This is a genomic window from Paracoccus sp. M683, from assembly GCF_007096355.1.
Lineage (GTDB): Bacteria > Pseudomonadota > Alphaproteobacteria > Rhodobacterales > Rhodobacteraceae > Paracoccus.
This window is the reverse complement of sequence record NZ_VKDF01000026.1, coordinates 1-13,161: the sequence shown is the minus strand read 5'-3', so window position 1 is coordinate 13,161 and position 13,161 is coordinate 1. Positions and strand designations below refer to the sequence as shown.

Annotated in this window: 13 protein-coding genes, 2 pseudogenes and 1 other annotated feature; of the genes and pseudogenes, 5 read left to right on the top strand and 10 right to left on the bottom strand. The window is 59.1% G+C overall.

Annotation, left to right across the window (positions count from 1 at the left end; genetic code table 11):
- Positions 1-112 (top strand): annotated as a pseudogene (locus FNJ84_RS20755) (IS110 family transposase); the annotation flags it as partial.
- Between the two features lie 386 nt (positions 113-498).
- Here the strand turns inward: FNJ84_RS20755 and FNJ84_RS20750 are convergent.
- From FNJ84_RS20750 to FNJ84_RS20740, 3 genes are all read right to left on the bottom strand, one after another.
- A complete protein-coding gene (locus tag FNJ84_RS20750; protein ID WP_143795101.1) occupies positions 499-1,269 on the bottom strand; it encodes an N-6 DNA methylase in 771 nt (256 codons plus the stop codon).
- 100 nt (positions 1,270-1,369) lie between these two features.
- Complete coding sequence (locus FNJ84_RS20745) at positions 1,370-2,290, bottom strand: DUF932 domain-containing protein (RefSeq protein ID WP_143795100.1); 921 nt, start codon at positions 2,288-2,290, stop codon at positions 1,370-1,372.
- Between the two features lie 458 nt (positions 2,291-2,748).
- On the bottom strand, positions 2,749-3,102 hold the full coding sequence (locus FNJ84_RS20740) for a single-stranded DNA-binding protein (protein WP_143795098.1): 354 nt from the start codon (positions 3,100-3,102) through the stop codon (positions 2,749-2,751).
- A 687-nt stretch (positions 3,103-3,789) separates the two neighbouring features.
- Here FNJ84_RS20740 and FNJ84_RS20735 point away from each other — a divergent pair.
- Positions 3,790-4,512 carry a sulfotransferase family 2 domain-containing protein gene (locus FNJ84_RS20735; protein WP_143795096.1) on the top strand — a complete coding sequence of 241 codons (723 nt, stop codon included), beginning with the start codon at positions 3,790-3,792 and terminating at the stop codon, positions 4,510-4,512.
- A 125-nt stretch (positions 4,513-4,637) separates the two neighbouring features.
- A pseudogene (locus FNJ84_RS20730) lies at positions 4,638-4,792 on the top strand (IS3 family transposase); the annotation flags it as partial.
- Positions 4,709-4,831, top strand: a sequence feature (AL1L pseudoknot). It overlaps the preceding pseudogene by 84 nt.
- On the opposite strand, the gene FNJ84_RS20725 reads toward FNJ84_RS20730, so the two are convergent.
- The 4 genes from FNJ84_RS20725 to FNJ84_RS20710 all read right to left on the bottom strand — a co-directional run bounded on the left by FNJ84_RS20725 (position 4,801) and on the right by FNJ84_RS20710 (position 10,068).
- Positions 4,801-5,877 (bottom strand): hypothetical protein, encoded by a 1,077-nt coding sequence (locus FNJ84_RS20725; protein WP_143795094.1) that lies wholly within the window; start codon positions 5,875-5,877, stop codon positions 4,801-4,803. It overlaps the preceding feature by 31 nt.
- Before the next feature lie 94 nt (positions 5,878-5,971).
- Positions 5,972-6,958, bottom strand: coding sequence for an NAD-dependent epimerase/dehydratase family protein (locus FNJ84_RS20720; protein WP_185968628.1), 987 nt, complete (start codon positions 6,956-6,958; stop codon positions 5,972-5,974).
- Between the two features lie 33 nt (positions 6,959-6,991).
- Positions 6,992-8,161, bottom strand: coding sequence for a UDP-galactopyranose mutase (locus FNJ84_RS20715; protein WP_143795090.1), 1,170 nt, complete (start codon positions 8,159-8,161; stop codon positions 6,992-6,994).
- 26 nt (positions 8,162-8,187) lie between these two features.
- On the bottom strand, positions 8,188-10,068 hold the full coding sequence (locus FNJ84_RS20710; protein ID WP_143795088.1) for a DUF4422 domain-containing protein: 1,881 nt from the start codon (positions 10,066-10,068) through the stop codon (positions 8,188-8,190).
- Positions 10,069-10,247: 179 nt separating this feature from the next.
- Here FNJ84_RS20710 and FNJ84_RS20705 point away from each other — a divergent pair, with 179 nt between their 5' ends.
- The gene (locus FNJ84_RS20705; protein WP_255471362.1) at positions 10,248-10,607 is read left to right on the top strand and encodes a transposase; all 360 of its coding nucleotides are present in this window, start codon (positions 10,248-10,250) and stop codon (positions 10,605-10,607) included.
- 30 nt (positions 10,608-10,637) lie between these two features.
- Entirely contained in the window at positions 10,638-11,195 is a 558-nt protein-coding gene (locus FNJ84_RS20700) for a recombinase family protein (RefSeq protein ID WP_143795086.1), read from the top strand.
- A 249-nt stretch (positions 11,196-11,444) separates the two neighbouring features.
- Here FNJ84_RS20700 and FNJ84_RS20695 read toward each other — a convergent pair whose 3' ends face one another.
- The 3 genes from FNJ84_RS20695 to FNJ84_RS20685 form a co-directional block, all read right to left on the bottom strand.
- The gene (locus FNJ84_RS20695) at positions 11,445-11,720 is read right to left on the bottom strand and encodes a type II toxin-antitoxin system RelE/ParE family toxin (RefSeq protein WP_101754680.1); all 276 of its coding nucleotides are present in this window, start codon (positions 11,718-11,720) and stop codon (positions 11,445-11,447) included.
- Entirely contained in the window at positions 11,713-12,006 is a 294-nt protein-coding gene (locus tag FNJ84_RS20690) for a type II toxin-antitoxin system RelB/DinJ family antitoxin (protein ID WP_101754681.1), read from the bottom strand. The genes FNJ84_RS20695 and FNJ84_RS20690 overlap by 8 nt, the downstream gene beginning before the upstream one ends.
- A 141-nt stretch (positions 12,007-12,147) precedes the next feature.
- Positions 12,148-13,161, bottom strand: a 1,014-nt coding sequence (locus tag FNJ84_RS20685; RefSeq protein ID WP_143795084.1) for a histidine kinase dimerization/phospho-acceptor domain-containing protein, incomplete at its 5' end; no start/stop codon positions are given.

Below are 13,161 nucleotides of genomic sequence, written 5' to 3'. Positions count from 1 at the left end.
GGCCAGAAAGCCGCGCCTCGTCGCAGCGATTGCGTTGGCAAATAAGATGGCCAGAGCCATTTGGGCCATGCTGACAAAGGATCAAGATTATCGAGGTTCGGTCGCCGCCTGATGGCGATGACCGCACAAGTGGGGGTGTGAGGAGGTCACTGCACGACGGGCGAATGATCGAACAGATCGGGACCAGATAAACCAGTGAGACGCTTGGCGCTTGAAAGCGCGTATCCTTGATATGGACCTGGTCCGCGTATCTCCATCTCGGCCAGCGGCATGTGAATCGCCGCGCTGCACAGGCCTTACACATGAACGCATCCGATCACTCCGCCAGCGAGCAAACAACCGACTTGCATTAAACGGGGCATCCACACATGGCGTCTCGCTTGCAGCCCGTGCCGGCCCATAGCACTTGTCCGAACCGATCTGATCGCGCGGGCTGTTCAGTGGACAAAAAGGGCCGCCCCGAAGGGCGGCCAGGTCAATCCTCACCACAAGGATAATCTATTCAGCGGCGGCCAGGTGTTGCTGTTCCAGCATGGCAATCATGGCGGCCTTCTTCTCTGCGGCGCGGGCCTCGGCCTGTGCCGCGGCGATCTGGCCGGCGAAAGGATGTCCGTGCAGCGCGACAAAGGACGCGGCGGCGGGTGTGAAGGCGTGGGCGAAGGTTTCACCTGACAGCGAATTACCGCAGATCATTCGCCCCGCGATGCCACGCGCCGCCACCTGGACATAGAGCATGTGGAAGGTGCGGCGCGACAGTTCGGTCCCCTCCATCCAGACATCCGATAGATCGACGTTCAGACGTTCGAGCGTATCAGCTGCCGCGAGCATCATGCCGCCGGCACCGGCGGCAGGCTCGCAAAGGGTGATGAAGCCCTTTGCCGCGACAATCGAGGCGGCATCGCCAAGATTCATTTCAGCCATCAGGCGGCTGACCTCATATGGGGTGAAAAACTGCCCCAAGCCGGCGTCCAGCGCACCGATCTCGGCCGCGACCTGGCCCATGAAATCAACGCCGCCGCCGGCGATGGTTTTCATGGCCAGCCCCATCATGGCTGGCATCCTGCGCACATCATCCTTGCTTCGATAGCGCGCGACAGCCTGCATATATTGTGCCTCCAGCGCGTCGCGCTGATCGGTGTGTGGTTGGGCCGGTTTCGCCAGGGCGCAATAGGCCATCTCGCAGAAATCGGCGAAAACCTCGGTGCGGCGCTTCGAGCGATCAATCTCACCCAGGGCGCGCACAAATTCCTTCACGGCAGGATGTGCCATGGCAATGATCCATTATCATTCAGGGGCAGGGGATGCCGGGCAAGACCAGACCCGCCCGGCATTGAAGGGTGCGGCAGGCCGTCACCGGCCCGCCGGTGATTCAGGCGCTTTTCAGTTCGGCCATGCGTTGCGTCAGCAGCCACAAAGCGCGATTCAGGCTGCGGTTCTGGTCGATCCCGGCGACTTCGCGGGTGGTGCGGCGCTGCAAGCGGCCCTCCGCGTTTCGAACACGTCCAGTCAGACCACCCTTGAGAGTATTTTCCTGCACGACGTTGAACGCCGTCCAAAGATCGGTGGCGCGGTCAGCAGAACGGCGCGGCCGCAACAGCGCCTCGGGCTGAACCGGGGCAGGGGCCTCGCCATCCTGATCAGCCTTTGGAAAGCGCAGGATGTGGGCGCTTTCGGCGAGGGCCAGACGCTCGCCATCCTGCAAGGTGATGGCCTTCCAGCTTGCAACCTGCTCCGCGACAAGCGGTGCGTCCTCAAGGACGCGATAGGCGCCCTCGATCACCTCTCCGATGGCATTGCCGGAATGACGGACCTTGACCTCGCTGAAGGTCTCGCCGGTCATCAGTCCATTTTCGCAAACGAACCGGAAAAAGCCGGGGATCATCTGATAGGCGCTGGTGCCGTCATTGGCATTGACCAGCACGATTTCAAAGCTGTCGCCGGTGGTGTTGGTCAGCGAGCGATGGCGAAGCCTGACCATGTGCTTGGTAAACTCGGCTTTGCCTTCAACGCGGGTGCGGGCCTGCACGGCGCTGAACGGTTCAAAGCCTTCGGCGCGGGTGCGGGCCTGCACGGCGCTGAACGGTTCAAAGCCTTCGGCGCGCAAGCCGTCCAGAACGGTGACGGTCGGGACAGGCGCAAAGCGGGCGCTGCGGCTTTCGTGCGCCTCGGTCGCGAAGATCGACGGGACCGCCGCGCGCAGCATGTCATTGCTCAAGGGTTCGCCATCAGCGGCGAAGATGCGCGAACCGGGTGCGATGCCACGAGTGAAACGGCTGAAATTGTAACCCATTTGGGTCTCCTTTGTGGTGATGCGGTGGGGTCTGTCGCCCCTTCCGCCGATGGGCGAAGCCTTTCCTCTTTGCTGTCGAAAGGCCCCGTGCCTTTCGGACGGCAAAGCGGGAAGGGCGCAGCCCTGCCCGCGGCCCTGGGGCTGGCTGTCACGGGGTCGGGAAGGCGGGGTGGTGCGGCCCGCAGCGCGGCACGCGCGAGGACACGGCCCGCCTGGACGACGACGCGCTTGCGCGGCGCTGGCCCCTTGACCGGCAGACGCAGGGATGCGTGGCGGACAACACGAACAGGAAGATCGTCGGGATGGGGGTGAGCCGGGCCTGCCCGGTCGATCCCCCGTGCCGGCCATTTTCAGATCGTGGCCCGCCAAAGCGGGCCTCCGTAGATCTTATGACCGTAAGGCCGTCGCGTGAGCGACCGGATGGAATGGTGAAGGGCGGCTTGCGCCGCCCCTCGGGGTCATTCTTGCGGGTTGGCTGCACGCCAGGCGTCACGCTGCGCCTTGGTGGACAGAAGCTGGAAGTCCTGGGCGACCAGCAGGGTGGTGTAGACGGGTTCGCCGTCCTTCTCGTAGCTGTCTTCGCGGATCATGCCTTCGGCCTGGACCAGATCGCCTTCGTGGACATAAGCCCGAATGAACTTCATCCGCTTTTCGTCGAAGACCGTGACGGTGTTCCAGTAGGTGCGGTCCTCGTAATCGCCATTCTGGTTGCGCTGCCGATAGCTGCTGCTGATGGAGATTTTCAGGGTGGTGCCGACTTCCTTGATCTTGCCGACATAGCCTTGGGTGAAATGTTTCGCGAAGGTTCTCATCTTATGCTCCTGCTTTGAGGGTTTCGATGGAAACGGATCGACAGGGCCAGCGATGCAAGCAAACCAAAAAACGGAAGGTTCACCTTGGTGAAAGCCGTTTTTTTGTTTGCAGTCCGCCAGGGAAGGGCAGGGGTGCGCGGGGTGCCGCGCGCATCTGTCTGGCGGATGGTTGCGAAGAGCTGGCCCTGGTAGTCATCCGGAATCGAAACCCGGGCAGGGGCATGATGACCGCTCGCAGGCTTGAACAGGGCATGGCAAGATCAAGGACGTTGGTGCCGCCCGATCGATAATCGTGCAAGCGACAAGGCCGCAACGGCGATTACGAGGGCTGCGCCGGACACCACGGTTGTTCGGAGAACCGGGTTCATTCGGGATCATGTCCTGATGGCATCCCACCGGCCGATCTGATCCCGACAGCTATGAGAAAGGACGGTGACAGCAGGGTGTCTGACGTCAGCGCCTATGGGACAGATTAAGCAGACTGCGTGACGGAGGGTTTCTTGCGCCGTCGCAGCATTTATGGAGCGAAGACGAGCAAGAAAACCTTAACAACGAAATCAACGCCGGAGCCGATAAAGCCGTGAAAGACATTCGTTCATCGGCCCCAGAGCGTGTCACCGCGGATTTTTAGAACTGGCGTCCACAGGCCCGTTGAGCTAGATAACATAAACAACTATCGAGACACCCATGTTACTCTACTTCTCGGAACACCAAGTTCGTTATGCCAAGATTCCAAAGAACGCTTGCTCGACCGTCATCAATTCACTAGGTCACGCAATCGTTCAGGATCGCAGCCCTCACCAGTTCGATCACCATTTCCGCCAGCCTGTTGCGGGCAGCGAAGGATGGCCGCTGCTGGCCGTTCTGCGAGACCCCTACGAACGCCTCGTCTCCGCCTATCTCAACAAGCTGGTCATCCCGAGCAAACGGGAACCCTTTGCCGGCAAGTTGCTGGATGCGGTCTGGAAGCACCAGCGCGAAACGGAACGCACAGATCCATTGGCTTCGATCACCTTTGCCGAGTTCGTGAAGTTCGTTTGTGCGCGGCAGGACAATGCCTTGGATCAACACTGGCAGAGCCAGACCCACCACCTTGATGGCGCCGATCCTCAGATCGTCCTAGACATGAAAAACATGCGGGCTGGCTGGCTGGAGAACCCGATCTTGTCGAAAATCGAGCTACGCGATTTCGCGCCGCATGCGACCAAGTCGGACATCATCATCGAGCGCGATCTCTCGCGGGTCGACGGCAACGATATCGCGAGCTTCTTCCGAGTTGCGCGAAAATTCCCCCCACAATCGGCATTCTACAACGCGAGACTCTTTGAACGTGTCCGCGAGCGCTACGCCGCCGATTACGAGCTCCGCAACGCGTTCGGACTGGAGCCGACGCTCACCCCTCCCACCTGACCGAAGCAATGTCGCGGCAGGGAAACAGGGCAAGGCATTCGATCGGGTTCAAATTCAGACTGTAGGGTGGCAGAAAGAGAAGCCAACAACCGTTGGCTTGAAGCGGGTCCGCAGATCCTTTGAAGGCCCGGATCAAGGCCCTGGAGCGCGAGGTGCGCGAGCTTCGGACGGCCAACGAGATCCTGAAGAAAGCGAGTGCGTATTTCGCGCAGGCGGAGCTCGACCGCCCGTTCCGGAAATGATCGCGTTCATCGCAGATCATCGAGAGGTCTTCGGGGTCCCGCTGATTCAATCGTGTTTGGCGATGCTGTAAGCCCCGAAAAATCGCTTCTTGGCCATTTCCGCGATGGGTTTAATGCCGACTCCCTGACCAAGGCGTGCGGTGGTCGTGAAATAGCTATGAATCAGCGGCACAAGATGGAGCGGGATATTCTGCGCTATATTGGCCGCCTGCCTGATCTGCTGCTGCTGCCATTCCGCCGGCTCCGTAGCAAAGCCTGAAAGGTCTTCAAAGAACCCCTCTCCGTAGCGCTCCACCAGCCATTCAATCTCGTGTTCCAGACTGGCAATGTCGAGTTCGTTCTTGGTCAAGGCAAATCGCGGCCCGCCGATCAGGGAAAATCCGATGATGTCACGGTTCTCCCGCAACGGGTTCAGGACGCCTGCAGAGCCGACGGGCGCATGGGTATTGAGGTAGGAGCAGAGGCGGATCGCATTGTCAGACCAGGCCGCATTGCTCACCACATCCACGTCCAACCCCGGCAGTTCCGCGCCGATTTTATCTAAAAAGAACCCCACAGGCCCGGATTCATGGGCGCATGCATCGCGAAAGCTGTAAAGTTCCACGTCGGGGAAGGTCTTTGTTAGATGGGCGCAAAGCTTCATTGGTGATTTCTGCGACGAAACCCGCAGAGGCATACCCGTCTTGACAAACTGCTGGGACAGGCTCGACAGGAAGGCAAGCGTCGGACGCACCAAGCCTATCAATCGAAGTCTGATGCCACGCACTGCAAAGAAGTCGCGAATGTTTTCCAACTCCGCCTTGGTAAAGAAGGGAACCGTTTCGCTTGAAATCACCAGCCTCTCGGCAGAGTTCTCGAGCGCATGCTCCAGTTCGGCCTGAGCACGGGCCCGCTCCCTAGTTTCGTCCAGCCGCAACTTCGCGTTGACATGGTGGGTCTTGCCTCGTTCGGTGAACAGATAAGTCAGCGCAAGGCTGTGATTGGTGATCTCCTTGCCCTCAAGGCTAAAGCGGGCGTAAGAGATCCCAGACTTGGCCAGCGTATCGCGGTTGCACGCCAAAGTGCTCTGGATGCCGGTTGAGGCGGTCTTGGCAAAGCCGACGTGGAGGATGACTTCTTTCATGAGATCCCGATGATGTAGCGTCGCATTCTGGGGTGGATTTTCAAGCCCCCGCAGGTTGATGCCCCGGTGGTCAGCCGAGTCTCGCTCCGCATGCTCAGAACTGCTGTTCTCTCTGTTTCGGTTGGATGCTGAGTTCGCTGCCCGAGCACCAGCGCCTTTCAATCCAGCGTGCCGTGCGTTCCAGCCCCTCATAGAAGGACGTCTGAGGCGTCCACCCCAGTTCTTCAAACGCCAGGGTGTTGTCCAGTACGCTGACCTGCACATCCGTGGGGCGCGCGTCGAGATGCTTCACTTCGGTCGAAAAACCGACGGTCTCCTCGATTCCTTTGAGAATTTCGAGCACGCTCAACCCTCTCCCGAAGCCGATGTTGAACACTACCTTGTCTCCGCGATACCCCAGCGCCGCGATGATCGCATCACAGACATCACCAACGTAGATGTAGTCGCGGACCGCCAGCCCATCTCCCCAGATTTCGATCGCTTCTCTGTTCAAAACCTTCCAGAGAAAGGTCGGCACTACCCCTTGTCCGTCCGTGAATGACTGAAACTCACCGAACGGGTTGGACACGCGCAGGATACTCGCCTTGAACCTGTTCAGCCTAACGAACATCTGGATGTATTTTTCGATCGCAAGCTTGGTAATTCCGTAGGAGGAGAATGGCTCGGTGGGGTGGGCCTCCTTGATCGGCACGTATAGCGGATTGCCGTAGACCGTACCGCCCGAGGACAGATAGACAAATTTCATGTCCGGTTGCTGGCCCAGCTTTTGCATGATCCTGACGTTGTTGATCAGGTTGGAACTGATGTCGTAGGACATGTTCCCGTTGGCGGTGCCCGGTTTCGTTGTCGTCACCAGTTGAACGCAGGACTCGCAGCCCTCTAGTACAGCGCCCACCGCTTCCGGGTCCAGAGGATTGCCGGCAATCCACTCGACATGAGGGCTTTCGAACGATGGTTCACGCGAACGTGACATCGCACGAACGGCCAGCCCTTGATCTGCCATTCTGCGAACGAGGTGCCGTCCGATGAAACCGGAAGCTCCCAGAATTAGGCAGCGCGGCGATGTAGGAACCGTAATCAATACTATCTCCAATCTGATTGCAGCCGGGATACTTCAAAGCGGAGAAGAAAAGAAAGCGGGGATCGGTTGTCCCCTCTCGCGGAGGTCGAGAAAAGCCTTGGCCGCATCCAGCGCCTCGGCGATGGTCACGTCCATATCCATGTATTTGTAGCTTCCAAGCCGCCCCACAAAACTGATCCCGCTCTGGGTTTTGGCATAATCCACATATTTTCGCAGCATGTTGGTCTCGTTCACCAGCCGGATCGGATAATAAGGGATATCCTCCTTCTGGCAGAAACGGCTGTATTCGTGGAACACCACCGTCTCTTCGAAGATGTCCCATGGGGTGAAATGCTTGTGTTCGGTGATCCGGGTGAAGGGTACCGACACATCAGGATAGCTCATCACGGCACAGCCCTGGAAGTCGCCTTTGTGGTAACTGGCTTCGAAATCGAGCGTGCGATACCCCAACTGCCCGAGTTCATAGTCAAGCCATGCGTCGATCGGCCCGGAGCAGAACACATGATCGTATCCTTCTAGGTCACCGGGCGTCACCCTGCGGCCCAGAGTCACCGAGATGCCCGGGTGATCGAGGATGCGCTTGACCAGAACGGTATAGCCTTCCGCTGGAATGCCCTGGTGGCGATGATTGAAGTAGTTGTCGTTATAGTTGAAACGCACCGGCAAACGCTTCAGCACCGAAGCCGGTAACTCGCTGGGGTGCATCCCCCATTGTTTGATTGGATAACCCTTGAAAAAGGCCTCGTAGAGTTCGGGGCCGAGGAACCGCAGCGCCTGATCTTCGAAGCTGCGCACCTCGTCGATGGACCGGTTAGAGCGCTCCGCGATGAACGCCTCGGCCTCGGCCGGACTGAATGTAGTGTTGAAGAACTGGTTGATGGTGAGCAGGTTGATCGGTAGGCTGAACACCCGTCCGCCCGTCGTCGCCTTCACCTGGGTCTGGTAGGGGCGGAACGCGGCGAATCGGTTCACATAGCCCCAGACCTCCTCATTGTCGGTATGAAAGATGTGCGGACCATGTTTGTGCAACGTGATCCCGGTCCGTTCGTCAACTTCCGTGTAGCAGTTGCCCGCAACATAAGGGCGCGACTCCACGATATCCACGTGGTAGCCGGCCTCGGCCAGTTCCCTACCGATCACGGCGCAGGTAAAACCAGCCCCAATGCCGAGAATACGGCCGCGTGCATCAGTCTCTGCAAGCATATGCGATCCACTGATTGCCAAGGCCACTACCCGATGGCCCGTTTAACGCGAAGCGCGAAGGGCCAGATCGTCGCTTTCAATCGGGGAGGCAACGTATGCCAAACCGATGTGCCAACCCTTCGCAGGGCTTGCCGCACGAAGGGCTGGGGGACCGGCACGGTGCTCGGGCGCGCGTATCGATTATCCAGAAAACTAAACAGGAGGGTCTCGTACCAGGGGGTTTCCCGCAGGAATTCCCAATAGTAATGCGACAGCGGATTAGCGGCATTCAACCAAGGTTTTCCGGCTCCGGCAAAGTGAATGACCGCAGGATTGTCCAGAGAGGCACGATAGGGCAGGTTATCCTCGGGTTTCAACGACTCGGCATGGACATCGTCCATCCATAGGGCATTCCACCGGTTGTCGATAAACTTCACTTTCCCAAACAGGTACTTGTTCAGGATGTCCTGATCTAGAAACCAGTAGACCCTCGCTGCCAGATCTTCGACGGCCTCCCGCAACAACCCCGATCTGCGCAACCCGTCCAGATCCATCACCAAGGTGCCGGCCTGAAAATAACTCTCGAAGGCCGATGTGCCGTTCTTTTTAAGCCCCAGGTACTCCGAAACGTATTTCTCCGCAGGGAGCGAACCAGTGGTGTCGATGGACGGAACCATCATCCGAGCGAAGGCCCGCATAACCAGATCTGGCGCTGCTGCTATCAGCGCCCCATCCAGCTCGATCTTGTTCAGCTCGTTCAAGTCATCGACTACCACCATATCGGTGTCCAGAAAGATGATCCTGTCCCTGCTTTCCAAAAGTTCCGGCAGGCTCAGGCGAAAAAACGTCGCTCGCGCAAAGTAACTGTGCACGGGAATGTTTAGATGCTGAAAACGCATATCGATAAAGGACAGCGATGCCTGCTCCCGTAGCGCGGCCATCCTGTTCAAGAGCCTTCGTTGCCCCGGTGTGATCCCGCCATCTAGAACGATGAAGTCTATAAACACGTCCGGAGTCGTCGATTTGAACGTGGAGCTGATAAGCGTTCCCAAATGCGGAACATAGGCCGCATCGCTAGAGGCAACGACGGTGATAATGGGCAGATCAGTCTCTGGCATCGGCGGCTCAGAGGGATCGGGCACGGTCGATGCAACAAACACGCGGCGCAGCTCCTTAACCTTCAGCGCGGGATTCATCCCCTTTTGTCCGAGGATGAAAGCGGTGAACAGGCGCTCGGCTATGTAACCCACCGCCCGCGCTTCCTGCCAGTTGTAGGAACCAGTGTCGATCTCCGCATCCAGGCGCTCGAGGATCGGGAAAATCCATGTGCAGAACTCTTCGAAGATCGGACGACGAAACAGGAACATGTTGTTCGGATAAAGGATGTGGCCCGACATCGCTGCTTCGAAATAGGGGGCATACTGCGGCGAAATTTCATCCACGATCCGTCCGGCCAATTCCAGATCTTCAATGTGATGGTGGATTGCCGTCTCATAGTGTTGACGAACCGTTCTGGGGCCAGTGCTTCGGACATCGAAAGGCTCCGGAATTGCCATGTCCAATCCGGCCATCACCTGCTCGATGACATCATCGCTTAGGCCATATTCACTGATGAGCTTCCGATCCATCGTGGGATGGTCGATCATGCCATGAGGATTCAGCTTCCGCCGTTGATCCGGACGAAAATCAAAATATCGCCGGTAGTGAAGGAAGCCCAATACATCGGATTGGCTGTCGTTCTTCCAAGCCCAGTAAATGCCGGTCATTTCGCAGTAGGCGGGGTTCCGAACAGATATGTTCTCACCGCTGTCGTCCCTCAGGATTCCGAGATCCTGCTTCGAATTGGCCGCTCCGACCTGAATCGGTTTGATGATGTTGGATTCCAGAAGTTTCGCGGACGCGAAATAGTTCACATAAATCGAAATCATCCCAGAATCCCATCAAAACTGGAGTCAAGCCACCGCTCCAGCCAGCGTCTATTTCCCCAACTGAAGCCCGCTTCCCCCCCTCTATCGGTCGTCGAAATCACCAATGTACGCATCCTTTTACCCGTACCCCGGCTCTTAAAATACGCTAACGGAACAGTTTTCAAGGGTGAATTGGGTTTGTGTTCTTCGGCAAGGGCGGCGAGATTGCATCCAACCGGATCGCCGATCAGGAAATCTCCGCCCTGGCGCTGCAACTGGTTCAGGCGTCGATGGTCTATGTGAACACGCGCACGGTCCAGTCGGTCCTGTCCGACCGGAATTGGCAGAACCGCCTGTCGCTCGAGGATTATCGCGGTCTGACCCCGCTGATCTACGCCCACATCATACCCTATGGTCGCTACGACATCGATCTGGCGACCCGGATCGACTATGAACGTCAGGCTGCACGAGTGTCACTATGGGTATACCCCAGCCTGACAACTTGTGTGAACAATGATTGCGGGCGGATTACTGTTTATTTTGGGTTCGTTCTGAGATAATGAACAAATCATGTCGAGGGTGTACCCAAAATGAACACTTCCCGCTACATGATCGGCTATGCGCGAACCTCGACCATAGATCAGAACCTCGACGCACAGGTGATCGCCCTGAAGGCGGCTGGTTGCAGCGTGGTCAGGACCGAGCAGAAGAGCGGAACCAGCCTTGATGGGCGTGATGAGCTGAAGGCCATCCTGACATTCATCCAGTCGGGCGAAACGCTTGTGGTCACGCGCATCGACCGGCTGGCGCGCAGCCTCAGCGATTTGCAGGCCATTGTCACGAGGCTGAAGGAGAAAGGCGCCCATCTGGCGGCGACGGAGCAGCCCGTCGACACTTCGACCGCGACCGGCAAGGCGTTCTTCGACATGCTCGGGGTCTTTGCCGAGTTCGAAACCAATCTCAGGCGTGAGCGCCAGGCCGACGGCATCGCCGCCGCGAAGGTCCGGGGCGTCTACCGTGGGCGCAAGCCAAAGATCGATATGGACGAGATCCAGAGAAGACTGAAAGAGGGGGCGGCACCAACCACAATTGCGCGGGACATGAAAATATCGCGAGGCACGGTTTATAAGGCAAAGGCGGCCCTCTAAATCAACTCACTGGCCTTGGCAGATCACACACGCCTTGGTGCAGCCTCAAATTCTCGGTTCGAACGGGTGCGGTTCATCCCACCAGGCCCAGAAACAGAGCCGGGATGAACCCTGTGGTGGGTTACGTACCTTTGTTGGGATGAACCCCATATGGAGGCCGGTCGGAATGGGGCGCGGAGCCAGCTCGGACCGGAGACCTCCGAATATCGGAGGCCGGGCTGGTGGGGGTGGCCTATCACGGGAGCGCCTTCATGGCCACATCTGCGCGGCGTGAAGCACTCGCAGCACCGTCACCGCCGCTGCTGTTTCGGCGTAGACAACGATGTAGTTGGGCCGGACCACCAGCTCTCGTGTCCCCTTTACTCTGCCGGGGCGGCAGCGTTTTGGATGCGCTGGAAGCTGTGCCACCTTGCCCTGAATCTCCTCCATCAGGGCAAGGGCCGCATCTGGGTTGTCGTCCGAGATGTAATCGACAATCGCCATCAGATCCGCCACCGCCGGGGCCTTCCATTCGAGTTCAGGCACGGCGCTTCCCGTCGATCAGGGCTCGCGCCTCCTGCATCACTTGGTCATGCGGTGTGGCCGGGCGGGGATCGGCCAAGGCTTCCTGAACCTTGGCGCGGAACCAAGTGTCATAGGCAGCTGGGTCCGTGGTCAGGCCGGCGGGCAGGCCTCCCTCGGCAGCGACCCGGGTCAGCAGGATGCGCACGGCGTCTGAGAGCGTCAGGCCGACGCCGGACAGGGCGTCGGTTGCTTGTGCCTTGAGCTGGTCGTCTACGCGGACATGGAGCATCGAGGTTTGGGCGGGCATGGGGTGTCCTCCTGTTTCAGAGGCAGAATGTATCTCAATTGAGATACAGTCAAGCCATGTACCCAAATGGCCGCTTTGAGCCCAATTTCAGCTTTCCGCGCTGAACGAAAGTTAGCGTCCCTCCGGGCAAGCCGGGGCGGTTCAAATTGTGAAAAGTTTCGTTGAGTGTAAGAGTGGCGCGGCCGGCTGTTGCGCCAGCACCTTTTCCGCCGCCTCGATCCGCCAGTCCAGCATCTGCGCGCGCCGATGTGCCTCGGCTTCGAACAGCAGACGGAGGTCCTCGAAATCCTCCGGTCGCAATGGCTGACCGGCGCGATCAAGGCGGTTCTGGTCCAGAATGGCGCGGGTCACGTCGCGGAGGTGCTGCAGCCCGCGCTGCATCAATTCGGCGGATTGGCGGACGACTTCGGGGCGATCCGAATAGGTGCGGATGGTGTCGGCGGCATTCAGCAGACCCCCCAGGGGGTTATTGATTTCATGCGCCAGCGATGACGACAACCGCCCAAGGCTGACGAAGCGCTCGCGCTCGGACAGGCGCCGCTCGGCCTCGGCGCGTTCCTCGACAGCCGTTGTCATCCGGTTATAGGTATCGATCAGGCGCGACAGGCCGGGATCGCTGCGCGGTATTTCTGCCTCGCCGACAGGTCGCGGTGTGCCGCGGGAATCGTCCATCGCGCGTACCAGCGTTCCGACCGGCCGCAGGATGCGCGTTACCGCCAGCCACCCGGCAAAGGTCAGAAGCGCGGTCGCCAGAGCATTGCCAACCAACAGCCAGATGGCCGCTTGCCGCCGCTCGGCCAGAAGATCGGTGACGTCGAGTTCGGTCACGATGTGGCCGACCGTCCTCCCCTGAACCGCCAGCTGTGCCGACACGTTCAGGATTGGATCACCCGTCATCCGCACCTGGTGCGGTGCCACGGCCGCGGCGCCAAAGCCGGCGACCTCGGCGCCCACCGGCGCGCGACGCGGGTCGGTGGCGGCCAGCACCCGGCCTCTTTCGTCCGCGACGATGGTCAGGCGCAGTCGTTGCCCGTCAAACGCGGTCTGCGCACGGTCTAGGATGTCATAAACCTCCCAGACGTCTTGGCGCAGGACTGCGGGACCGAGGGCGACCGACAGACCTTCGACATGAAGGCGCGCCGTCTCGGCCAAGCG